Annotated in this window: 17 protein-coding genes; 10 read left to right on the top strand and 7 right to left on the bottom strand. The window is 67.0% G+C overall.

Annotation, left to right across the window (positions count from 1 at the left end):
* Positions 1-49: 49 nt before the first annotated feature.
* Positions 50-1,153 carry a tyrosine-type recombinase/integrase gene (locus C4S70_RS11935; RefSeq protein WP_235003818.1) on the bottom strand — a complete coding sequence of 368 codons (1,104 nt, stop codon included), beginning with the start codon at positions 1,151-1,153 and terminating at the stop codon, positions 50-52.
* A 231-nt stretch (positions 1,154-1,384) separates the two neighbouring features.
* Between C4S70_RS11935 and C4S70_RS11930 the strand changes: the two genes are divergently transcribed.
* From C4S70_RS11930 to glmM, 6 genes are all read left to right on the top strand, one after another.
* Positions 1,385-3,967, top strand: coding sequence for a putative PEP-binding protein (locus C4S70_RS11930; RefSeq protein ID WP_104008331.1), 2,583 nt, complete (start codon positions 1,385-1,387; stop codon positions 3,965-3,967).
* 173 nt (positions 3,968-4,140) lie between these two features.
* Positions 4,141-4,788 (top strand): cell wall hydrolase, encoded by a 648-nt coding sequence (locus C4S70_RS11925; RefSeq protein WP_104008412.1) that lies wholly within the window; start codon positions 4,141-4,143, stop codon positions 4,786-4,788.
* A 65-nt stretch (positions 4,789-4,853) separates the two neighbouring features.
* Entirely contained in the window at positions 4,854-6,239 is a 1,386-nt protein-coding gene (locus C4S70_RS11920) for a multicopper oxidase family protein (RefSeq protein WP_104008330.1), read from the top strand.
* Positions 6,240-6,342: 103 nt separating this feature from the next.
* A complete protein-coding gene (locus C4S70_RS11915) occupies positions 6,343-7,263 on the top strand; it encodes a dihydroneopterin aldolase (protein ID WP_104008329.1) in 921 nt (306 codons plus the stop codon).
* On the top strand, positions 7,260-8,258 hold the full coding sequence (gene folP / locus C4S70_RS11910) for a dihydropteroate synthase (RefSeq protein ID WP_104008328.1): 999 nt from the start codon (positions 7,260-7,262) through the stop codon (positions 8,256-8,258). Before C4S70_RS11915 ends, folP begins: the two co-directional genes overlap by 4 nt.
* A 9-nt stretch (positions 8,259-8,267) precedes the next feature.
* Complete coding sequence (gene glmM / locus C4S70_RS11905) at positions 8,268-9,614, top strand: phosphoglucosamine mutase (protein WP_104008327.1); 1,347 nt, start codon at positions 8,268-8,270, stop codon at positions 9,612-9,614.
* A 212-nt stretch (positions 9,615-9,826) separates the two neighbouring features.
* Here the strand turns inward: glmM and ilvC are convergent, their stop codons facing one another.
* Positions 9,827-10,849: a ketol-acid reductoisomerase gene (gene ilvC / locus C4S70_RS11900; protein WP_104008326.1), complete on the bottom strand. Its 1,023-nt coding sequence runs from the start codon at positions 10,847-10,849 to the stop codon at positions 9,827-9,829.
* A 139-nt stretch (positions 10,850-10,988) separates the two neighbouring features.
* Between ilvC and C4S70_RS11895 the strand changes: the two genes are divergently transcribed.
* The 3 genes from C4S70_RS11895 (at position 10,989) to C4S70_RS11885 (ending at position 13,134) form a co-directional block, all read left to right on the top strand.
* Positions 10,989-11,444: an Lrp/AsnC family transcriptional regulator gene (locus tag C4S70_RS11895; protein ID WP_104008411.1), complete on the top strand. Its 456-nt coding sequence runs from the start codon at positions 10,989-10,991 to the stop codon at positions 11,442-11,444.
* Entirely contained in the window at positions 11,441-11,923 is a 483-nt protein-coding gene (locus tag C4S70_RS11890) for an Lrp/AsnC family transcriptional regulator (RefSeq protein ID WP_104008325.1), read from the top strand. Before C4S70_RS11895 ends, C4S70_RS11890 begins: the two co-directional genes overlap by 4 nt.
* A gap of 83 nt (positions 11,924-12,006) precedes the next feature.
* On the top strand, positions 12,007-13,134 hold the full coding sequence (locus C4S70_RS11885; RefSeq protein WP_104008324.1) for an aminotransferase class V-fold PLP-dependent enzyme: 1,128 nt from the start codon (positions 12,007-12,009) through the stop codon (positions 13,132-13,134).
* 152 nt (positions 13,135-13,286) lie between these two features.
* On the opposite strand, the gene C4S70_RS11880 is transcribed toward C4S70_RS11885, so the two are convergent.
* Positions 13,287-13,655 carry a rhodanese-like domain-containing protein gene (locus tag C4S70_RS11880; RefSeq protein ID WP_235003817.1) on the bottom strand — a complete coding sequence of 123 codons (369 nt, stop codon included), beginning with the start codon at positions 13,653-13,655 and terminating at the stop codon, positions 13,287-13,289.
* 153 nt (positions 13,656-13,808) lie between these two features.
* On the opposite strand from C4S70_RS11880, the gene uvrA reads away from it, so the two are divergent.
* Complete coding sequence (gene uvrA / locus C4S70_RS11875) at positions 13,809-16,667, top strand: excinuclease ABC subunit UvrA (RefSeq protein ID WP_104008322.1); 2,859 nt, start codon at positions 13,809-13,811, stop codon at positions 16,665-16,667.
* Between the two features lie 42 nt (positions 16,668-16,709).
* Here the strand turns inward: uvrA and C4S70_RS18645 are convergent, their stop codons facing one another.
* From C4S70_RS18645 to C4S70_RS11855, 4 genes are all read right to left on the bottom strand, one after another.
* Positions 16,710-16,937, bottom strand: a complete 228-nt coding sequence (locus C4S70_RS18645) for a YgaP family membrane protein (RefSeq protein ID WP_160114872.1) — start codon at positions 16,935-16,937, stop codon at positions 16,710-16,712.
* A gap of 366 nt (positions 16,938-17,303) precedes the next feature.
* Positions 17,304-18,176, bottom strand: a complete 873-nt coding sequence (gene mmsB, locus C4S70_RS11865; protein ID WP_104008320.1) for a 3-hydroxyisobutyrate dehydrogenase — start codon at positions 18,174-18,176, stop codon at positions 17,304-17,306.
* On the bottom strand, positions 18,176-19,222 hold the full coding sequence (locus tag C4S70_RS11860; protein WP_104008410.1) for an enoyl-CoA hydratase/isomerase family protein: 1,047 nt from the start codon (positions 19,220-19,222) through the stop codon (positions 18,176-18,178). The genes mmsB and C4S70_RS11860 overlap by 1 nt, the downstream gene beginning before the upstream one ends.
* Before the next feature lie 10 nt (positions 19,223-19,232).
* A complete protein-coding gene (locus C4S70_RS11855) occupies positions 19,233-20,375 on the bottom strand; it encodes an acyl-CoA dehydrogenase family protein (protein ID WP_104008319.1) in 1,143 nt (380 codons plus the stop codon).
* Positions 20,376-20,719: the final 344 nt, after the last annotated feature.

Genomic DNA, 20,719 nt, shown 5'->3' with positions numbered 1-20,719 from the left:
CCCATTTCTGCATCAGGAAACGGCGCTGATCCAGAAGATCGGGTCTGGCTTAGGCGCGCTCCACCTTGCCGCCGACCACATGCCCAAGGGCGGTTTCCGCAATATCGTATCCCGCCGCGCCGGTGTCCTGCACCCATGTCCTGAACGACGTGCGAAAGCCGTGTATGCGGCCCGCCTCTCCGAGCCGATCGAGTGTCTTGGAGAGGGCAACGTCCGAGATGCCCTTGCGTAGACGGGGCGACGGGAACAGGTGAGCGCCGATCCTGCGTTCCCGGCACGCCTCGACAATGCGCATCGCCTCGTCCGAGAGGGGGGCGCGAAAATCTCCAACCTTGCCGCGGCGCCCCTTCACGCGGTCAGCCGGGACGATCCATACGTCGCCGTCGATTTCGTCGAAGCGGGCATTGCGCACGCCATCACTGCGCACGGCGGTCAGGATCGCAAACCGAAGCGCCAGCGGCGACACGCCAGCCATGTCGCACAGCCTGGCATAGAGATCCGGCACGTCCTGCCAGGGCGTCGCTGGGATCGGCGTCGGCTTGTGGGCGACGTATCCGAGCATGTGTTGAGCCGCGTCCGCGATGAATGGATCTACGTCATAGCCCGACAGGCGCGCATGGCGCAGGACGATGCGCGTCCTGTTGACCGCCTTCACGGCGGTCGCGTTTTTTGTGCGCCAGATCGGTTGCAAGGCATCCCGAATGTCCCTCTGCGTGAGCGACGACACTGGTATTGCCCCGATCTTCGGGATCACATGCAAGCGCAGCGGCGCGAACCACCGTCCGCGCTCCCCATCGCCGCGCAGCATTTCCTTCCTGGCCTCGAACGCGATATGGGCCATTTCCTCGAACGTGGGATCACCACGGTCTGGCTTCATGTCCTCGGCGCGTTGTCGGTCGCGCTCGCGGATTGGGTCTTGCCCGGATTCCTTGACGGCGGCCCACTTGTCTCGCTCCCTGCGCGCCTCTGCCAGCGACATTGCCGGAAACGAACCGAGTCCCATTTCCCGGCGCCGCCCGCCGATCTGGTGGCGGAATTTCCATCGCCCGCCGTTTTCTCCGGCCACGAACAGAAGCCCGCCGCCATCATGCAGCTTGTCCCCCGACACCGCCGCCTTGATCTGTCTTGCGGTCAGCTTGTTCAGCCCCGCCATCCCCCGGCCCCCATTCTGGCCCCCATCCGGGCCTCGCTACAATGCAACAACTTGCGACAGCCTGGTGCACCGGGAGAGTTGCGGCGCGCAAATGAAAAAGGCGCAGCGAACCGTTTGCAACAGTTTGCACAACGCGACATGTGCCCGCCGCCCGCACCAGCAATTTCCGACCGGGATACGCACATTCGCCGCGACGGCATTGTTTTTCTTGCGCCTTTCGGGGCGGGGATTATGCTGCTGGGGCAGAAAGAGGATGCCGCAGTGCAGAACAACCCGGATACGACGCTTATCACGCCAACGGCGCCGATCGCCACCGCGACCCACGGGTGGCGGGCGAAATGCCTGCAGCGGCTGGTGCGGCTCGACCTGCCCGTGCCGCGCACCGTCGCTCTGTCCTTCGACGCGGTGCGGCGGATCGGCGAAGACGAGATGCCGGATATCGACGCGATCATGGCCCAGTTCGAACCCGGCGCGCTGCTCTGCGTGCGGCCGTCGTCCGAAGACCCGGACTGGGGCGGGCCGAAGGCGGTGCTGAACATCGGCATGAACGACGCGGCCTATGTGGAGCTCAGCGACACGATCGGGGCTGAAGCCGCGGCGACCATGTACATGCGGTTCGTCCAATCCTATGCGGTGCATGTGGCGCGGCTCGACCCGGACATGTTCGACCACGTCCACGGCGATGGCCAGCTGGGCCTGTCGGAAACCCTGTTCGCCTACGAGGAAGAGGCCGGCGAGCCCTTCCCGCAGGATCCGGCGGTGCAGCTTTCGGGCGTGCTGCGGTCGATGGCGCGGGCCTGGCAGGGCACCACGGCGCGGCTGTTGCGGCAGGCCAAGGGCGCGCCGGCCGATGCCGGTCTGGGCCTTGTGGTGCAGCAGATGGTGCCGGGCTACGGCCCGGGCGAATGCGGCTCGGGCGTGTTGCAACTGGTGAATTCCACCACCGGGCTGCCGCAGATCACCGGCCGCTATCTCAGCCAGAGCCAGGGCCGCGACGCGCTGGGGGCGGGGGCCGGGGCGCTGTATCTGGAAAAGGATCCGCGCGGGCCGTCGCTGGAGGAACTGGCGCCAGAAGCGTTCGAGATGCTCAAGGACCATGCCCGCCTCATGCGCCGCCGCCTGCGCGAAGAGATGCAGGTCGAATTCGTGATCCAGAACGGCGAGGTGTTCATCCTTGACGGCGTGCGCGTTGCGCGCAGCCCGCGGGCGGCGCTTCGGATCGTGGTGCGGCTGGTCGAGGACGGGATCATCCCGCCGCAAGAGGCCCTGATGCGGATCGACCCGCATTCGCTGAGCGAGCTTCTGCACCGTCAAGTGGACCCCGAGGCCGCGCGCGACGTGATCGGCTCCGGCATTGCCGCCAGCCCCGGCGCGGCGACCGGGCGGATCGTGTTCACCGCCTCGGATGCACAGGCCAGCGCGGCGCGGGGCGAGCCCTGCATCCTGGTGCGCCGCGAAACCTCGCCCGAAGACGTGCGCGGCATGCACGCCGCCGTCGGCGTGCTGACCGAACGCGGCGGCATGACCAGCCACGCCGCCGTGATCGGGCGCGGGCTGGGTCTGCCCTGCATCGTGGGTGCCTCGTCGATGACCTTCGACATGCGCGGGCGCAAGCTGATCGCGGCGGACGGGCGCGTGTTCGCCGCCGGCGACGTCATCACCATCGACGGCAGCGCGGGGGAGGTTCTGGCCGGCGAGCCGCCGATGCTCGAGGCGGCGCTGGACGATGCCTTCCAGACCTTCATGGGCTGGGCCGATGCAGAACGAGACATCGGTATCCGCGCCAATGCCGACACGCCCGAGGATGCCCGCACCGCGCGCCGGTTCGACGCGCAGGGGATCGGGCTGTGCCGGACCGAGCACATGTTCTTCGAGCCCGGCCGCCTGACCGTGATGCGCGAGATGATTTTTGCCGAAACCAGCCGGGGCCGCGAGGCGGTGCTGGCGCGGCTGCTGCCGATGCAGCGGGCGGATTTCGTCGAACTGTTCTGCATCATGGAGGGGCTTCCGGTCTGCATCCGCCTGTTCGACCCCCCGCTGCACGAATTCCTGCCCACCACCCGCACCGGCCAGCGCGAGATGGCCGAGGCGCTGGACCTGCCGGTGTCGGACGTGGTGCGCCGGGTCGAGGCGATGCAGGAATACAACCCCATGCTGGGCCTGCGCGGGGTGCGGCTGGGGGTAACGGTGCCGGAAATCTACGACATGCAGGCCCGTGCCATCTTCGAGGCGGCGCTCGAGGCGGGGCGCGACAGCGCGCCGGTGGTGCCCGAGATCATGATCCCGCTGGTCAGCGCCAAGCGCGAGGTCGAACTGGTTCAGGCCCGCATCGACGCGGTGGCGGCGGCGGTCAGGGCCGAGACGGGGAAGAATTTCGAATACCGGCTGGGGGTGATGGTGGAAACCCCGCGCGCGGCGCTGCGGGCCGGTGAGATTGCCCCGCATACCGCGTTCCTGAGCTTCGGCACCAACGACCTGACCCAGATGACCTATGGCCTGTCGCGCGACGATGCGGGGCGGTTCATGTCCACCTATGTCCAGCAGGGCGTGTTCGCGGAGGATCCGTTCCATGTGCTCGATACCGAAGGTGTGGGCGAATTGCTGCGGCTGGGGGTCGAGCGGGGCCGGTCGGCGAACCCCGACGTGATCCTGTCGATTTGCGGCGAACATGGCGGCAACCCCGAATCGATTTCCTTCTGCCGCAGCGTCGGGTTCGATTACGTGTCCTGTTCGCCCTTCCGCGTGCCGGTGGCGCGGCTGGCGGCCGCTCAGCTGGCCATCGCCCACAAGCTTGGGGAGGAGGGAGCCGGCTGACCCCAGATGTGGTGGGTCCGCCGACGCCATATCCGGCAGAGCCGGGTTCGTGACGGCGCGGAAGCCGCTTGCATTTTTCGCGAAACTGGACGTTGCGGCGATTCTGGGCTAAATGCCGCCGCGTGCCGAACGGGGGACTCGGTGCGAGTAACGATGTCTGTGGGGGCGTCATGATGACTCGAACACTGATTGCCGCGGTTCTGGCGGCGTTTTCGCTCGCCGGTGCGGTTCATGCCGAGGCCGAAGTCAGCCGCGCCGCGACCTCCGACGTCGCGGTGGCGCCGAACCGGGCCGAGACCGGGCTCAAGGCATTCTTCGCCTCGATCGCCGAGAAGATGGCTCCGCGGAAGAAGGAACAGAAAGTGTCCTTCACCCGGGAATGGATCGACTCGCGTCCCGCCGCCAAGGGCGATGCGGAATGGGCCTGCCTGGCCGAGGCGCTTTACTTCGAGGCGCGCGGCGAAACGGTGAAGGGCCAGTTCGCGGTGGCCGAGGTGATCCGCAACCGGGTCGCCAGCAGCCAGTTTCCGAACACCTATTGCGGCGTGATCCATCAGGGCACGGGCAAACGCTATCAATGCCAGTTCACCTATACCTGCGACGGGGTGAGAGAGGTGATCGTGGAAAGGGACGCCTATGACCGGGTGGCGAAAATCGCCCGTCTGGTGCTGGATGGCGCGCCCGTCAACCTGACCGGCGGGGCGCTCTATTATCACACCACCGCCGTCCGTCCCAGCTGGTCGCGGCGCTTTGCCGAAACCGCCCGGATCGGGGTGCACATCTTCTATCGGCCCAAGCTGCGGACCGCGTCAAACGGCTGATCGGCCGGCAGGGGTTTCGCGCGGATCGGCGCGGGTCTACCCTTGGCGTCAAAGGAGGCCCGCCCATGCCCATGTCCCGCCGCCGATTCCTGGCAGGTTCCGCCGCAACCGCAGCGGTTGCCGCCGCTCCGCTGCGGGCCGGTCAGGCGCCTGACCTTCTGACCGCCGCCCCCGCCGACCAGCAGGTCGCGCCCGAGGGCTATGCCCGCACCGCCGTCTGGGCCTATGACGGGACCGTGCCGGGTCCGGTGCTGCGCGTGCCTCAGGGCGGGCGGGTGCGGCGGCGGCTGCTGAACGCCCTGCCGGTCGAAACCGCGGTCCACTGGCACGGGGTGCGGATCGACAACGCGATGGACGGTGTGCCGGGGCTCACCCAGGCGCCGGTGCCGCCGGGCGGAAGCTTCGACTATGACTTCGCGGTGCGCGACGCCGGCACCTTCTGGTATCATTCCCATCAGCGGTCGATGGAGCAGGTCGAACGCGGCCTGCACGGGGTTCTGGTGGTCGAAGAGCCCGAGCCGCCCGAACTGGATCACGACCTGCCGCTGGTGATCGACGACTGGCGGCTGGATCCGGAGACGGCGCAGTTGATCGCCGGTTTCGACAAAATGCACGATCTCAGCCATGCCGGGCGGCTGGGCAACCTGATCTCGGTCAACGGCCGGTTCGACCCCGCGCAGACGGTGCGCCGGCATGACCGCCTGCGCCTGCGGCTGATCAATGCCGCCACGGCGCGGATCTTCCCGGTCGGGCTGGACGGGATGGAGGGCTGGCTGATCGCGCTGGACGGGATGCCGCTGGCGCAGCCCGTGGCGGTGACGGGGGCCTTCACGCTCGCCCCCGCGCAGCGGGCCGACCTGATCGTGGACGTGACCGCCGAGGCCGGCGGCACCGCCAGCCTGGTCACGGTGGAACGCGACGGCGCCTACGGCATCGCGCGGTTTCCCGTCGCCGGGCAGGCGGCCGGCATCCGGCGGGAGGCTCCGAACCCGCTGCCGCCCAACCCCCTGCCGCGGATCGCCGATCCGGCCGCCGCGCCGCTGCATGCCATGACGATGACCGGCGGCGCGATGGCCTGGCTGTCCGAGGCGCGCCTGAACGGCGAGACGCTGGACGGGCGGGCGCTGGCGCAACGGGGCAAGTTCTGGGCGCTGAACGGCGTGGCCGACCGCGACACGGCGCCCTTCATCGACGCGCATCCGGGCGAGACGCACCGCATCGCCTTTGTCAACGACACGATGTTCCCGCACGCCATGCACCTGCACGGCCACCATTTCCGCGAGATCACCGACAGCGGCGCGCTGGGCCCGTGGCGCGACACGATCCTGGTGGAGCGGGGTCGGACGCGGCAGGTCGTCATGGTCGCCGACAATCCCGGCGACTGGCTGCTGCACTGCCACATGCTGGGTCATGCCCGGGCGGGGATGGCCAGCTGGATCCGCGTCGCCTGACGCTTTCGGTCGCTGGTGCGGCGCGTTCGGGGCTGATAAACAGACCTGCACGGCGTAGACCGGCGCCGACGCCATGCCCGACCGCAATGCCCGGAGGCCACCCATGAGTTCCGACATCCGCCTTGCCTTTGCGCACCCGTCCGAACGGGCGGCGGCCACCGCGCGGCCGGGTCCGCTGGACCGCATCTCGCTGCGCGACCACATCGTCGAGGTCGAGATCGGCGCCTTTCAGGCCGAGCGCGGCACCACCCAGCGGGTCTGTTTCAACGTCGTGGTCGAGGTCGAGCCGGTCGAGGGGCCGATCGACGACGATGTGGACCGGATCCTCTCCTACGACAAGGTGACCGAGGCCATCGCCCATGAACTGGCCGAGGAACGGCTGAACCTTCTGGAGACGCTCGCCGAACGCATCGCCGAACGCCTCCTGGCCGAACCGCAGGCGGTGCGGGTCTTCGTGCGGATCGAAAAGCTCGACCGCGGCCCCGGCGCGCTGGGCGTGGAAATCGTGCGTTCGCGCGATCAGGTCTGGCACCGCCCGCAGGACGACGACCGCCCGCATCCGCGGCTGGTGTTCCTGTCGAACGCGGCGATTGACTCGCCGTATCTGTCGCGCTGGATCGACCAGCTTCATGCCGAGGGCCGCCCGGTGATCCTGTGCGTGGGCGCGCCGGACACGCCCGCGCCGCAATCGGGGCACCCGCTGACCCAACGCCGCATCGATTTGCTTGCGATCGAACAGAACGCTTGGGTTCTGGCCGCGCGCGATCCGCGCTGCGTGGTGGTGGCGACCAGGACAGAGCTCGACTGGGCGATGAAGCACGGTCAGATCAGCGTCTGGGCGCCCTCCAAGATCGTGCTGGACGCGGTGGACGGTCCGTCGGCGCATCCTTCCGACGCGGTGGCGCTGGCGGCCTGGTTCGCGGCCCATTTCGAAGCCGAGGAGATGATGGTATTCGGCGCGCATCTGCCCGAAAACCCCGGCGTGCCGCTGCGCGCCATATCCGTGGAGACATCCGACCTGTGACAGACTGTTACCGTCCGTTGGTTCAAGGCGGCGCGGTCCGGCCCGAGGGCGCGACGCCCCTGGCCGGAGGGCCGCTGTGGTTCACCCATGCCGAGCGGCTGGGCCGCGACCGGCGGGGAGAAATCGTGCCCGCAAAAGACATCCCGCCCGCGCAGCTTGAGCGCCTGACCGCGCCGCGCGCGCCGGTGGCGGGGCTGGAGATGACGCGTCCGCAGATCATGGGGATCCTCAACGTCACCCCCGACAGCTTTTCCGACGGGGGCCGCCACAATGCGCCTGACGCCGCGCTGGCGGCGGCGCGTGCGATGATCGAGGCCGGCGCCGCCATCATCGACGTGGGGGGCGAATCCACCCGCCCCGGCGCGGCGCTGGTGCCCGAGGACGAAGAAATCGCCCGCACCGCCCCGGTGATCCGGGCGCTGGCGGCGCAGACGGACACGCCAATTTCCATCGACACGCGCAAGGCCGCCGTCGCCGCGGCTGCGCTGGAGGCCGGCGCGCATCTGGTGAACGACGTTGCCGGGTTCACCTTCGACCCCGCGCTTGCCCCGCTTTGCGCGGACCGGGCGGTGCCGGTCTGCGTGATGCACAGCCAGGGCGACCCCGAAACCATGCAGCTGAACCCGACCTATGACGACGTCGTGCTGGACGTCTACGACTTTCTCGCCGGCCGGGTCACGGCGCTGGAACGGGCGGGCATCCCGCGCGCGCGGATCGTGATCGACCCCGGCATCGGCTTCGGCAAGACGCAGGACCACAACCTTGCACTGTTGCGCAACCTGTCGGTGTTTCACGGGATCGGTTGCGCGATTCTGCTGGGGGTGTCGCGCAAGCGCTTCATCGGCGATATCGGCAAGGAACCGCGCGCCGATGCCCGCGCGCCGGGATCCATCGCGGTGGGGCTTGCGGGGCTGGCTCAAGGCGTGCAAATCCTTCGGGTGCATGATGTTGCAGAAACCGCCCAGGCCATCCGGCTGTGGCAGGCGGTGCGCTGAGGGATTGAGATGAAGAAACTGTTTGGAACCGACGGGGTGCGCGGCACCGCGAACACCGATCCCATGACGGCCGAAACCGCCTTGAAGATCGGCGCTGCCGTGGGGCGCTATTTCCGCCGTGACGCGACCGGCGTGCACCGGGTCGTGATCGGCAAGGACACGCGGCTTTCGGGCTACATGCTGGAAAGCGCGCTGACCGCGGGGCTGACCTCGACGGGCATGAACGTGCTGCTGCTGGGCCCGGTGCCCACGCCCTGCGTGGGGCTGATGACCCGGTCTATGCGGGCGGATCTGGGGGTGATGATCTCGGCCAGCCACAACCCGGCCGAGGACAACGGGATCAAGTTCTTCGGCCCCGACGGGTTCAAGCTGTCCGACCGGGCCGAGCTCGAGATCGAGGCGTTGGTGGAAAACGGGGTCGAGCCCGCGCAGCCGGCCAATATCGGCCGGGCCAAGCGGATCGACGACGCGCGGTTCCGCTACGGCGAACGGCTCAAGGCATCTCTGCCGCGGGGGCTGTGGCTCGAAGGGATCAAGGTCGTTGTAGACTGCGCCAACGGGGCGGCCTGGCGCGCCGCGCCCGAGGTGCTGTGGGAGCTGGGGGCCGAGGTGATCCCGGTCGGGACCTCGCCGGACGGTCTCAACATCAACCGCGGCTGCGGCTCGACCGAGCCGCAGATGGCTGCCGAAACGGTGATCGCGCATGGCGCGGATGTCGGCATCTGCCTCGACGGCGACGCGGACCGCGTGATCCTGATCGACGAACATGGCGCGGTCGCGGATGGCGATCAGCTCATGGCGCTGCTTGCCGCGCGCTGGGCCGAGGACGGGCGGCTCGCGGGTGGCGCGCTGGTGGCAACGGTGATGTCCAATCTCGGGCTGGAACGGTTCCTGTCCGCGCGCGGCCTGCGGCTGGAACGCACCGCCGTCGGCGACCGCTACGTGGTGGAACGGATGCGTCAGGGCGGATTCAACCTGGGCGGCGAGCAATCCGGCCATATCGTGATGACCGATCACGCCACGACGGGCGACGGGCTGATGGCAGGGCTGCATTTCCTGGCCGAGATGGCCCGCAGCGGCCGCCGCGCCAGCGAACTGGTGCGCCAGTTCGAGCCGGTGCCGCAGATGCTGAAGAATGTCCGCTATGAAACCGGCCAGTCGCCGCTCGAGACCTCGACGGTTCAGGCCGCCATTGCCGAGGCCGAGGCAGTCCTGAACGGGAGCGGGCGGCTTCTGATCCGCAAATCGGGGACCGAACCCCTGATCCGCGTGATGGCGGAGGCCGAGGACGACGCCCTTCTGACGCGCGCGGTCGACAGCGTGGTCGAGGCCGTGCAGCGGGCCGTGAACGCCTGAATCGCAACGACGGTACGCGGCGCTCCCCGTTCTTCATCTTGCCGGAAAATACTCCGGGGGAGCGCGAGGGGGCAGCGCCCCCTCGCATCGGTCGGATCGCGCAAGCGATCCGAAACGTCACTCGACTGCGATCGCAGCAACGTCCGGGAAATGCAAAGGACCCCGGCGCGTTCGCCCCGGGGCCCTGGCATTTCAAGATCCGTCGCGAATGATCAGTTCTTTTCCTTGTCCACCATCTTGCCGGCGGTGATCCAGGGCATCATCGCGCGCAGCTTGGCCCCGACCTCTTCGATCTGGTGGGCGTCGTTGTTGCGGCGGATCGCCTTGAACGACGGCTGCCCCACGGCGCATTCGGTCATCCAGTCGCGCACGAAACGGCCCGACTGGATGTCTTCCAGAACCGCCTTCATGCGCGCCTTGGTCTCTTCGCGCGGCAGGATCCGCGGACCCGAAACATACTCGCCATATTCGGCGGTGTTCGAGATCGAGTAGTTCATGTTGGCGATGCCGCCCTCGTAGATCAGGTCCACGATCAGCTTCACCTCGTGCAGGCACTCGAAATAGGCCATTTCCGGGGCATAGCCGGCTTCGACCAGCGTCTCGAAGCCCATGCGGATGAGTTCCACCAGACCGCCGCACAGCACCGCCTGCTCACCGAAGAGGTCGGTTTCGCACTCTTCCTTGAAGTCGGTCTCGATGATGCCCGACCGCCCGCCGCCGATCGCCGAGCAATAGGACAGCGCCAGTTCCAGCGCCTTTCCGCTAGCGTCCTGATGAACGGCCACGAGGCAGGGCACGCCGCCGCCCTTGACATATTCACCGCGCACGGTGTGCCCGGGACCCTTGGGCGCCATCATGATGACATCCACGCCGGGTTTCGGCTCGATCAGGCCGAAATGCACGTTCAGCCCATGGGCAAAGGCGATCGCGGCGCCTTCGCGCAGGTTGTCGTGGACGTATTTGCGGTAGGTTTCGGCCTGCAGCTCGTCGGGCATGGTGAACATGATGAGATCGCACCACGCTGCGGCCTCGGCAATGCCCATCACCTGCAGCCCCTCGGCCTCGGCCTTGGCTGCCGAAGGCGAACCCTCGCGCAGGGCGACGACGATGTTCTTGGCGCCCGAGTCGCGCAGGTTCAGCGCATGGGCGTGGCCTTGGGAGCCGTAGCCCAGGATGGCCACCTTCTTGTCCTTGATGAGATTGATGTCGCAGTCGCGATCGTAATAGACGCGCATGTCCGGCGCTCCTTTTCGGGTCTTGTTGCTACTGGCCCGAGTTGTAATCGGCGTTGCACGGATTGTGATTTCAGATTTTTTGGGTATTTATGACCAGAAAGAAGCATCATTCGTGAGATTTGAGTTGATCGAAAAAATCATTCTTGATGACACGGATCGGCGGATCCTGCGCCAGTTCCAGGCGGACCCGCGACTGACCACGGCGGGGCTGGCCGAGCGGGCAGGGGTGACGCCCGCGACCTGCTGGCGGCGTCTGGAGCGGATGCAGGAGGCGGGGATCATCCGCGCGCAGGAGGCGGTGATCGACTGGGCGGCGCTGGGATACACGGTCGAAGTGAGCCTGCGGTTCACGCTGGACAAGACCCAGCCCCGCGCCTTTGACGAGTTCATCACCGCGGCGCGCGAGATTCCCGAGGTGCTGGAGATCCAGACCTTCCTGGGGCGGGTGGACGTGCGGCTGGCGGTGATCGCGCGGGACATGGGGCATTACCAGCAGCTCTACCGCGACCGGATCCTGACACTGCCGCACATCGCCGAGATCGAACCGCTGATGCATTTGTCGCGGGTCAAGAGCGACGAGGTGCTGCCGGTATGACTGCCCACCCGAACGACCGGACGATCGCGCTGGACGACATCGACCGCCGCATCCTGCGCGAACTGGCCCGCGATGCAACGCAGAGCGCCGGCGCGCTGGGGCGAAAGCTGGACCTGTCGCAACCCGCAACCTGGCGGCGGATCCGGCGGCTGGAGGAGGCGGGCGTGATCGCCGGGCGCCGGCTGCGGCTGGACCGCGAGGCGCTGGGGTTCGGCGTCACCGTGTTCCTCGGGGTGAAGCTCGCGCGCAAGGGGCGGGTGAGCCTGGAGGATTTCGAACGCGCGGTCTCCGCGATCCCCGAGGTGCAGACGGTCGAGCATGTGCTGGGCATCTACGACTATCGCCTGCGGGTGGTGGCCCGCGATCTGCCGGATTTCGAGCGCGTCCTGCGGCGGCGCATCATGACTCTGCCAGGGGCCGGCGATGTCGAGGCCAACGTCCTGCTGAGCGAGGAGCGCCGGCCCGGCCCGATCGGGTAGGGGCGGCAATCGGCCCCGATTCAGGTTTTGCCAGTCCCGCATCCCCGCGCTATCACCGGATGGAAACCGGAAGGAGACCAACAATGCCCGCATTGCTCGACACCGTGGACCCCGAGGGGCTCGAGGAATTCTCGGTCGTGTTCACCGACCGGTCGCTGAACCACATGTCAAAGGCGTTCCAGCAGGTGATGCGGGACATCTCGTCGATGCTGCGCGAAGTCTACAATGCGCAGGCCGTGGCGCTGGTGCCCGGCGGCGGCACCTACGCGATGGAATCCGTGGCCCGGCAGTTCGCGCGGGGGCGCGACGTGCTGGTGGTGCGCAACGGCTGGTTTTCCTACCGCTGGAGCCAGATCGTCGAGACCGGCGGGATCGCCGCCACCGCGACGGTGATGAAGGCCCGCCAGGTGGGCAATGCCGCGCCGCGTCCATTCGCGCCCGCGCCGGTCGAGGAAGTGGTCGAAGCGATCCGCGCCCGCCGGCCCGACGTGGTGTTCGCTCCGCATGTGGAAACCGCCGCCGGGGTGATTCTGCCCGACGACTATGTGGCCGCCGTTGCCGCGGCTGCGCATGAGGTGGGCGCGCTCATGGTGCTGGACTGCATCGCCAGCGGCGCAGTCTGGGTGGACATGGCGAAAACCGGCGTGGACGTGCTGATCAGCGCGCCGCAAAAGGGATGGAGCTCTTCGCCCAGCGCAGGTCTCGTGATGCTGTCCGATCGCGGTGCCGCGCATCTGGAAGAGACCGAGAGCGACAGCTTCGCGCTGGACCTCAAGAAGTGGCGGCAGATCATGGCCGCCTACGAAACGGGCGGCCACGCCTATCACGCCACCATGCCCACCGATGCGCTGCGCCAGTTCCGCGACACCATGGCCGAGACCCGAGAATACGGGTTCGAACGCCTGCGCGAGGCACAATGGGCGCTGGGCAACGGGGTGCGGGCCATGCTGGCGGACAAGGGCGTGGTATCGGTCGCCGCCGAAGGCTTTGGCGCGCCGGGCGTGGTGGTGAGCTACACGGACGACCCCGAGATCCAGAACGGATCGAAATTCGCAGCGCTGGGCATGCAGATCGCCGCCGGCGTGCCGCTGCAATGCGACGAACCGGAAGATTTCCGCACCTTCCGCATCGGCCTGTTCGGGCTCGACAAGCTCTACGACGTGGAGGGCACCATCGCGCGGCTGAAACGGGTGGTCGATCAGGTGCTGTAAGGCGTGGCGGTCCCGGAACACACCGCCCGCCCCGCCTCTGTTTCTTTCTGGTCGGAAATACCCCGGGGGTGAATGGGCCGCAGGCCCAGAGGGGGCAGCGCCCCCTGCCTGAACCGCAGCTGTTCGTGCCACGCCCCCGATCGGCAGGGCGCTCAGCGCTCCAGCTCGCCCCCGGCCTGCACCCAGTGGCCCAGCCCGCCGATATTGTGCACGTCGTCATAGCCCATCTGACGCAGCAATTCCCGTGCATGATGGGACCGCGCCCCGCTGGCGCAGTAGACGGCGATGCTGCCGGCTGTTTCCAGCGCGGGGTGGAAGTCGGGGTGGCGCGGATCGGCCATGTCGCGCAGCCGCATCAGCGGGATATGCAGCGCGCCCTTGGCCTTGCCCGACATCGCCACTTCGTTGTGCTCGCGCACGTCGATCAGCGTGACCTTGTCCTCTTTCGCGGCCTGCACGGCATCCTGCGGGCTCATGCCGGCGGCTGGCTGCGGCTTGCGCATGAAAAACATGTGTCTCATTCTCCTGTTTGACCTCGGGCAGAATATAACATTCGTGAATCGGAATACAATTGCGCCCGGGGGAATTTCGTCGCGTTCCCGCAATGTTCCCATTTTGCGGTTGGAGACTCGGCGCGGCTCGACTATTTCTTAACCACTTGTGCGGGGGCTGGAATGGCTGAGTTGAAAAAGATCGAAGTGCGCGGCGCGCGCGAACACAATCTCAAGGGGATCGACGTCGATATCCCGCGGGACGAGCTGGTGGTGATCACCGGCCTCAGCGGCTCGGGCAAGTCGAGTCTCGCCTTCGACACGATCTATGCCGAGGGCCAGCGGCGCTATGTCGAATCGCTCTCGGCCTATGCGCGGCAATTCCTTGACATGATGGAAAAGCCGGACGTGGACCATATCACCGGCCTGTCCCCGGCAATCTCGATCGAGCAAAAGACCACCTCCAAGAACCCCCGCTCCACCGTCGGCACCGTCACCGAGATCTACGACTATCTGCGGCTTCTGTTCGCCCGCGCCGGCACGCCCTATTCGCCGGCCACCGGCCTGCCGATCGAGGCGCAGCAGGTGCAGGACATGGTGGACCGGATCATGGGGCTGGAGGAGGGCACCCGCGCCTATCTGCTGGCCCCCATCGTGCGCGACCGCAAGGGGGAGTACCGCAAGGAGTTCCTGGAGCTGCGCAAGCAGGGCTTTCAGCGGGTCAAGGTGGACGGGCAATTCCACGAGCTGGACGAACCGCCCGTTCTGGACAAGAAATTCCGCCACGATATCGACGTGGTGGTGGACCGGATCGTGGTCCGCCCCGGCATGGAGACACGGCTGGCCGACAGTCTGCGCACCGCGCTGGATCTGGCCGATGGGATCGCAGTGCTGGAAACCGCCCCGCGCGAGGGCGACCCCGAACGCATCACCTTCAGCGAAAACTTCGCCTGCCCGGTCAGCGGCTTCACCATCCCCGAGATCGAGCCGCGGCTGTTTTCCTTCAACGCCCCCTTCGGCGCCTGTCCGGATTGCGACGGGCTGGGGGTGGAGCTGTTCTTTGACGAACGCCTCGTCGTGCCGGACGCCACGCTGCGGGTGGCGGACGGGGCGATCGCGCCCTGGCGAAAGGGCAAGTCGCCCTATTTCCTGCAGACCATCGACTCGCTCGCCCGCCACTACGGTTTCGACAAGAACGCCCGCTGGAAGGATCTGCCCGAAAAGGTGCGGAAGATGTTCCTTTACGGCTCGGGCGACGACGAAATCAAGTTCCGCTATGACGAAGGCGGCCGCGTCTATCAGGTCACCCGCGTGTTTGAGGGCGTGATCCCGAACATGGAGCGGCGCTATCGCGAAACCGACAGCAACTGGATCCGCGAGGAATTCGAGCGCTATCAGAACAACCGCCCCTGTGGCACCTGCGGCGGCTATCGCCTGCGGCCCGAGGCGCTGGCAGTCCGGATCGCCGGGCTGCATATCGGGCAGGTCACGGAGATGTCGATCCGCGAAGCCTATGCCTGGATCGAACAGGTGCCGGAGCATCTGTCAGCCCAGAGGAACGAGATCGCCCGCGCCATCCTGAAGGAAATCCGCGAGCGGCTGGGTTTTTTGAACAACGTGGGATTGGAATATCTTACGCTGTCCCGTTCGAGCGGAACATTAAGCGGCGGCGAAAGCCAGCGCATCCGTCTGGCCAGCCAGATCGGGTCGGGGCTGACGGGGGTGCTCTATGTGCTGGACGAACCCTCCATCGGCCTGCATCAGCGCGACAACGGACGGCTGTTGCAGACGCTGAAGAACCTGCGCGATCAGGGCAACACGGTGATCGTCGTGGAACATGACGAGGAGGCGATCCGCGAGGCCGATTACGTGCTCGACATCGGCCCCGGCGCGGGGGTGCATGGCGGTCGCGTCGTCGCGCAGGGCACGCCGGAACAGATCGCCGCCGACCCGGCCTCGATCACCGGGCAATACCTGTCGGGCGCGCGCGAGATCCCGATCCCGGCCGAGCGGCGGCCCGGCAACGGCAAGTCCGTCACCGTAGTCGGCGCCACCGGCAACAACCTGAAAAACGTTACCGCCGAGTTTCCGCTGGGCAAGTTCGTCTGCGTCACCGGGGTCTCGGGCGGAGGCAAGTCCACACTGACCATCGAGACGCTGTTCAAGACCGCGTCCATGCGGCTCAACGGCGCGCGCCAGACGCCGGCGCCCTGCGAAACCATCAAGGGGCTGGAGCATCTCGACAAGGTGATCGACATCGACCAGCGCCCGATCGGCCGCACGCCGCGATCGAACCCGGCGACCTATACCGGTGCCTTCACGCCGATCCGCGACTGGTTCGCCGGGCTCCCCGAGGCCAAGGCGCGCGGCTACAAGCCGGGGCGGTTTTCCTTCAACGTCAAGGGCGGCCGCTGCGAGGCTTGCCAGGGCGACGGCGTGATCAAGATCGAGATGCACTTTCTGCCGGATGTCTATGTCACCTGCGAAACCTGCAAGGGCGCGCGCTATAACCGAGAGACGCTTGAAATTCGCTTCAAGGGCAAAAGCATAGCGGACGTTCTTGACATGACGGTTGAAGAGGCGCGCGAGTTCTTCAAGGCCGTGCCATCGATCCGCGACAAGATGGACGCGCTGCACCGGGTGGGGCTGGACTACATCAAGGTCGGCCAGCAGGCCACCACGCTGTCGGGCGGTGAGGCGCAGCGGGTGAAGCTCAGCAAGGAACTCAGCAGACGCGCCACGGGCCGGACGCTCTACATCCTCGACGAACCCACCACGGGGCTGCATTTCGAGGACGTCAAGAAGCTGCTGGAGGTGCTGCACGAACTGGTGGATCAGGGCAATACCGTGGTGGTGATCGAGCACAATCTCGACGTCATCAAGACCGCCGACTGGATCATCGACATCGGCCCCGAAGGCGGCGATGGCGGGGGCGAGATCGTCGTTGCCGGAACGCCCGAGGAAGTGGCCGAATGCGAACGCAGCCACACCGGGCGCTTCCTCAAAGAGATGCTGGCGGCGCGCCGGGTGGCGGCGGAATAGGAAAGGCCCGCCATCGCGGCGGGCCTTCGCGGGTCTTGCGGGTCAGGCCTTGGCGGTGCCGCCATGTCCGCCCTGCTTGCGGTTGGTGGACCAACCGAACAGCTTGTAGACCGGGCAGAAACCCACGGCGCCGCTGATGACCGGGATCAGGCCCAGCCAGAACACCCAGCGCCACGCCCAGTCGGTGAAGTAGAAAAACCCGGCCACGATGACGAGGCCCACGATCACGCGGATCACGCGATCCAGCACACCAGTGTTGACGTCGAACATTTCCACATCCTCCGTAACTCTGCACATGCCGTCTTGATCGGGACGATTTGCCCGACTCCGATATGGCGCCATAGCGCGCGTTTTCAAGATACGCGGCACCGCCTCCCGCGCGAAATCGGCCGCACCCTGGCGGGCAAAACGGACCGGTCGTGGTCGAGGAACAAAACGGGCGCGCCTTGGACCTGCTCCGGATGGCCACCGGCAAGGGCTATCTGACCGACGGGAACCTCGCCTTCCTCGATCAATCTCGCGCCTGCCCGCAGTGTGCCTCGTCCGCACCGAATCGCAAGGCCCGGCAACCGGCGCCGGCGCCTTCATCTTGCTCCAAATACTCCCGCCGGAGGCAGCGCGGGCTCCGCCCGCGCTTCAGCCGCGATGGCGCTTTTCGAACCGCGGCAGCATGGCGCTGAAATCCATGCCGGATCCGCCTTCCTGCTCGACGAACTGCGCGTAAAGCTCCATCGCGCGCTGGCCCATCGGCGTGTCGGCATCGGCGCTTTCGGCAGCCTGCTGGCTCAGCCGCAGATCCTTGAGCATCAGATCGGCGGCGAAACCGGGTTTGTAGCCGTTGTCGGCCGGCGATTGCGGACCCACGCCGGGGGCGGGGCAATAGGCATTCATCGACCAGCTGTAGCCCGACGAGGTGCTGACCACGTCGAACATCTTCTGCCGGTCCAGCCCCAGCTTGTCGGCCAGCGCAAAAGCCTCGCAGGTGGCGATCATGGTCACGCCCAGGATCATGTTGTTGCAGATCTTGGCGGCCTGGCCTGCCCCCGATCCGCCGCAATGCACCGCCTTCTGCCCCATGATGTCAAAGAGCGGCTTGACCTTTTCGAAGGCCTCCTCCGGCCCGCCGGCCATGAAGGTCAGCGTGCCCGCCGTGGCCCCGCCGACCCCGCCGGACACGGGCGCATCCATCGCCAGAATCCCGGCCCTTTCGGCCTGTTCCGCCACCGCCCGGGCGCTGTCCACGTCCACGGTGGAACAGTCCACGAAGACCGCGCCCTTCGCCATCGCCGGGATGATTTCTTCGGCGACGCGGCGCAGGATCTCGCCGTTTGGCAGCATGGTGATGACCACCTCGGCGCCGCGGGCGGCGTCGGCGGCGCTGGGGGCCATCTTCACCCCTTCAACCGACACCTCCGCGGTGTCGAATCCGACCACCTCGTGGCCCGCCTTTGCCAGATTGGCGGCCATCGGCGCGCCCATGTTGCCCAGCCCGATGAAACCGATCTTCATCAGCCTTCCTCCTCTTCAAATGTCAGCCCGTCCGGCCCCAGGGGCGCCAGCATCTTCTCGACCGCCTCTGCCGGCACGTTCATGTCGGCGAACTGCCATTTCGGGTTGCGGTCCTTGTCGATGATCGCCGCCCGGATGCCCTCCAGGAAATCGCCGTGCTCCATCGCCCGCCAGACATAGCGGTATTCCAGCTTCAGCGCATCGCGCATGGTGGCTTCGGGCGCGCGCAGCCGGTGGATCATCTCGATCGTGCAGGCCATCGACAGGGGCGAATTGCGCTCCAGCGCGGCCAGCGTCTGCCGCGCGCGGTCGCTGTCCTCGGCCCGCAGCGAGGCCAGCAGCGCGCCCAGGCTCGAGGCGCCGAAATGCCAGTCGATCCAGCCGCGCATGGACGCCAGCGGCGCCTCTGGCGGGGTCCGGGCATGGCTGGCCACATGGCCCACGTCGCCGCTGGCCTCCAGCATCTCGATCAGGTCGCGCCAGGTCTCGCGCGGGATGTAATGGTCGGCAAAACCCGCCAGGATCGCGTCGCCCGGTCCCATCCGCGTGGCGGTCAGGCCCAGATAGGCCCCCATCCAGCCCGGCGCCCGCGCCAGCAGGAAGGAACCGCCCACGTCCGGCACCAGCCCGATGCCGCATTCCGGCATGGCGATGCGCGAACTGTCATCCACCACGCGGTGCGAGGCATGGCAGCCGATGCCCACGCCGCCTCCCATTGTGAAGCCCTGCATGAAGCTGACCACGGGCTTGGGATATTCCGCGATGAAGGCGTTCAGCCGGTATTCGTCGCGCCAGAAGCCCCGGCCATAGTCATAGTTCCCCGCGCGGCCCGTTTCATAGAGTTCCGCGATATCGCCGCCGGCGCAGAAGGCCCTGTCGCCCTCGGCGTCGATCACCACCAGATCCACGGCATCGTCGTCGCGCCAGTTGCGCATCGCCGCGTCGATCGCCCGGCACATGTCATAGGACATGGCGTTCAGCGCCTTGGGGCGGGTGAAGGTGATGCGCCCGGCGCGGCCCGTGACGTGGATCTCGATATCGGCCATGGCGCGCCCCTCAGCGGTTGGCCAGCAGCTGGCGCGCAATGATCACGCGCATGATCTCGTTGGTGCCCTCCAGGATCTGGTGCACGCGCAGGTCGCGCACGATCTTCTCGATCCCGTAATCGGCCAGATAGCCATAGCCCCCATGCAGCTGCAGGCAGCCATTGGCTACCTCAAAGGCGACATCGGTCACCATCAGCTTGGCCATGGCGCAGAATTTGGTGGCATCGGCCGCGCCGGTGTCCAGCTTCCACGCCGCCTGCCGCAGGAAAGTGCGCGCGGCCTGCAACTTCGTTTCGTATTCGGCCAGCCGGAACTGCAATCCCTGGAACTGGTCGATGGTCTTGCCGAAGGCGCGGCGCTCGCCCATGTAGGCCAGCGTCTGGTTCAGCGCCGCCTGCGCGCCGCCCAGCGCGCCGGCGGAAATGTTCAGCCGCCCGCCGTCAAGCCCGTTCATGGCATAGACGAAGCCGCGGCCCTCTTCGCCGATCAGGTTGTCATGCGGCACCAGACAGTCGTCGAACTGCACCTGCGCGGTGGGCTGCGCCTTCCAGCCCATCTTCTGCTCCAGCGCGCCAAAGCTCAGCCCCGGCGTGCCGGCCTCGACCACCACGGTGGAAATCCCCTTGGGTCCGTCCTCGCCGGTGCGCACCATGGTCACATAGGCATCCGAATACGACCCGCCCGAAATGAAGGCCTTGGTGCCGTTCAGCACATAGCCCTCGTTGGTCCTGACCGCGCGGGTCTTGAGCGCGGCGGCGTCCGAACCCGAGCCCGGCTCGGTCAGGCAGTAGGAGAACACCTTGTCCATGCTGCACAGATCCGGCAGCCACTTCCGCTTGGTCTCTTCGCTGCCGAACTTGTCGATCATGCCGCCGCACATGTTGTGGATCGACAGGAACGACCCCACCGCCGGGCAGGCCATCGCCAGCGCTTCGAACACCAGCGTCGCGTCCAGCCGGCTGAGCCCCGATCCGCCATATTCCTCGGACACGTAGAGCCCGCCAAAGCCCAGCTCGCCCACCTGCTTCCACAGCTCTTTCGGGATCGTGCCCTGCGCCTCCCACTCCCGCGCGTGGGGTTCGATGTTCTCCTGGCCGAACGCATATGCCATGTCGAAAATGGCAGTCTGTTCCTCGGTCAGCGCGAAATCCATGGCCTCGCTCCCCTTCGATGCACGGTTATTGAACGACTGTTTCTTTTTACCTCTTGCAACCTTTCATGTGCAAGTCGCAAAGCCGCAAACCCGTTTTGCGTCATTGCCGCGGGTCACCCGCCGGCCCTTACCTTGAGGATCCCGGGTCGGAAACCATGCCGGGAAACGCCGCTGACGACAAGGCATTTCACAATGGCGCCTTCATCTTGCGGAAAATACTCCGGGGGGAGGCCGCAGGCCGGGGGGCAGCGCCCCCCTTGCCAACGGCTCCCGCCCGTGCGCCCGCCTTGGCAATCCCGGCCGCGGCGTCTAGGTAGAATCCGAACGCCAATGACAGGAGACCC

It is taken from the genome of Jhaorihella thermophila, from assembly GCF_900108275.1.
GTDB lineage: Bacteria > Pseudomonadota > Alphaproteobacteria > Rhodobacterales > Rhodobacteraceae > Jhaorihella > Jhaorihella thermophila.
Note: the sequence above shows the minus strand (reverse complement) of the source record. Positions and strands in the feature narration are given on the sequence as shown.

Coding starts and splice junctions, on each gene's coding strand:
- C4S70_RS11885 (WP_104008324.1), top strand. CDS start 12,007: ATGCCCGCATTGCTCGACACCGTGGACCCCGAGGGGCTCGAGGAATTC.
- C4S70_RS11935 (WP_235003818.1), bottom strand. CDS start 1,153: ATGGCGGGGCTGAACAAGCTGACCGCAAGACAGATCAAGGCGGCGGTG.
- C4S70_RS11925 (WP_104008412.1), top strand. CDS start 4,141: ATGACTCGAACACTGATTGCCGCGGTTCTGGCGGCGTTTTCGCTCGCC.
- C4S70_RS18645 (WP_160114872.1), bottom strand. CDS start 16,937: ATGTTCGACGTCAACACTGGTGTGCTGGATCGCGTGATCCGCGTGATC.
- C4S70_RS11930 (WP_104008331.1), top strand. CDS start 1,385: ATGCTGCTGGGGCAGAAAGAGGATGCCGCAGTGCAGAACAACCCGGAT.
- C4S70_RS11890 (WP_104008325.1), top strand. CDS start 11,441: ATGACTGCCCACCCGAACGACCGGACGATCGCGCTGGACGACATCGAC.
- C4S70_RS11860 (WP_104008410.1), bottom strand. CDS start 19,222: ATGGCCGATATCGAGATCCACGTCACGGGCCGCGCCGGGCGCATCACC.
- uvrA (WP_104008322.1), top strand. CDS start 13,809: ATGGCTGAGTTGAAAAAGATCGAAGTGCGCGGCGCGCGCGAACACAAT.
- glmM (WP_104008327.1), top strand. CDS start 8,268: ATGAAGAAACTGTTTGGAACCGACGGGGTGCGCGGCACCGCGAACACC.
- C4S70_RS11855 (WP_104008319.1), bottom strand. CDS start 20,375: ATGGATTTCGCGCTGACCGAGGAACAGACTGCCATTTTCGACATGGCA.
- C4S70_RS11880 (WP_235003817.1), bottom strand. CDS start 13,655: ATGAGACACATGTTTTTCATGCGCAAGCCGCAGCCAGCCGCCGGCATG.
- ilvC (WP_104008326.1), bottom strand. CDS start 10,849: ATGCGCGTCTATTACGATCGCGACTGCGACATCAATCTCATCAAGGAC.
- C4S70_RS11915 (WP_104008329.1), top strand. CDS start 6,343: ATGAGTTCCGACATCCGCCTTGCCTTTGCGCACCCGTCCGAACGGGCG.
- mmsB (WP_104008320.1), bottom strand. CDS start 18,176: ATGAAGATCGGTTTCATCGGGCTGGGCAACATGGGCGCGCCGATGGCC.
- C4S70_RS11920 (WP_104008330.1), top strand. CDS start 4,854: ATGCCCATGTCCCGCCGCCGATTCCTGGCAGGTTCCGCCGCAACCGCA.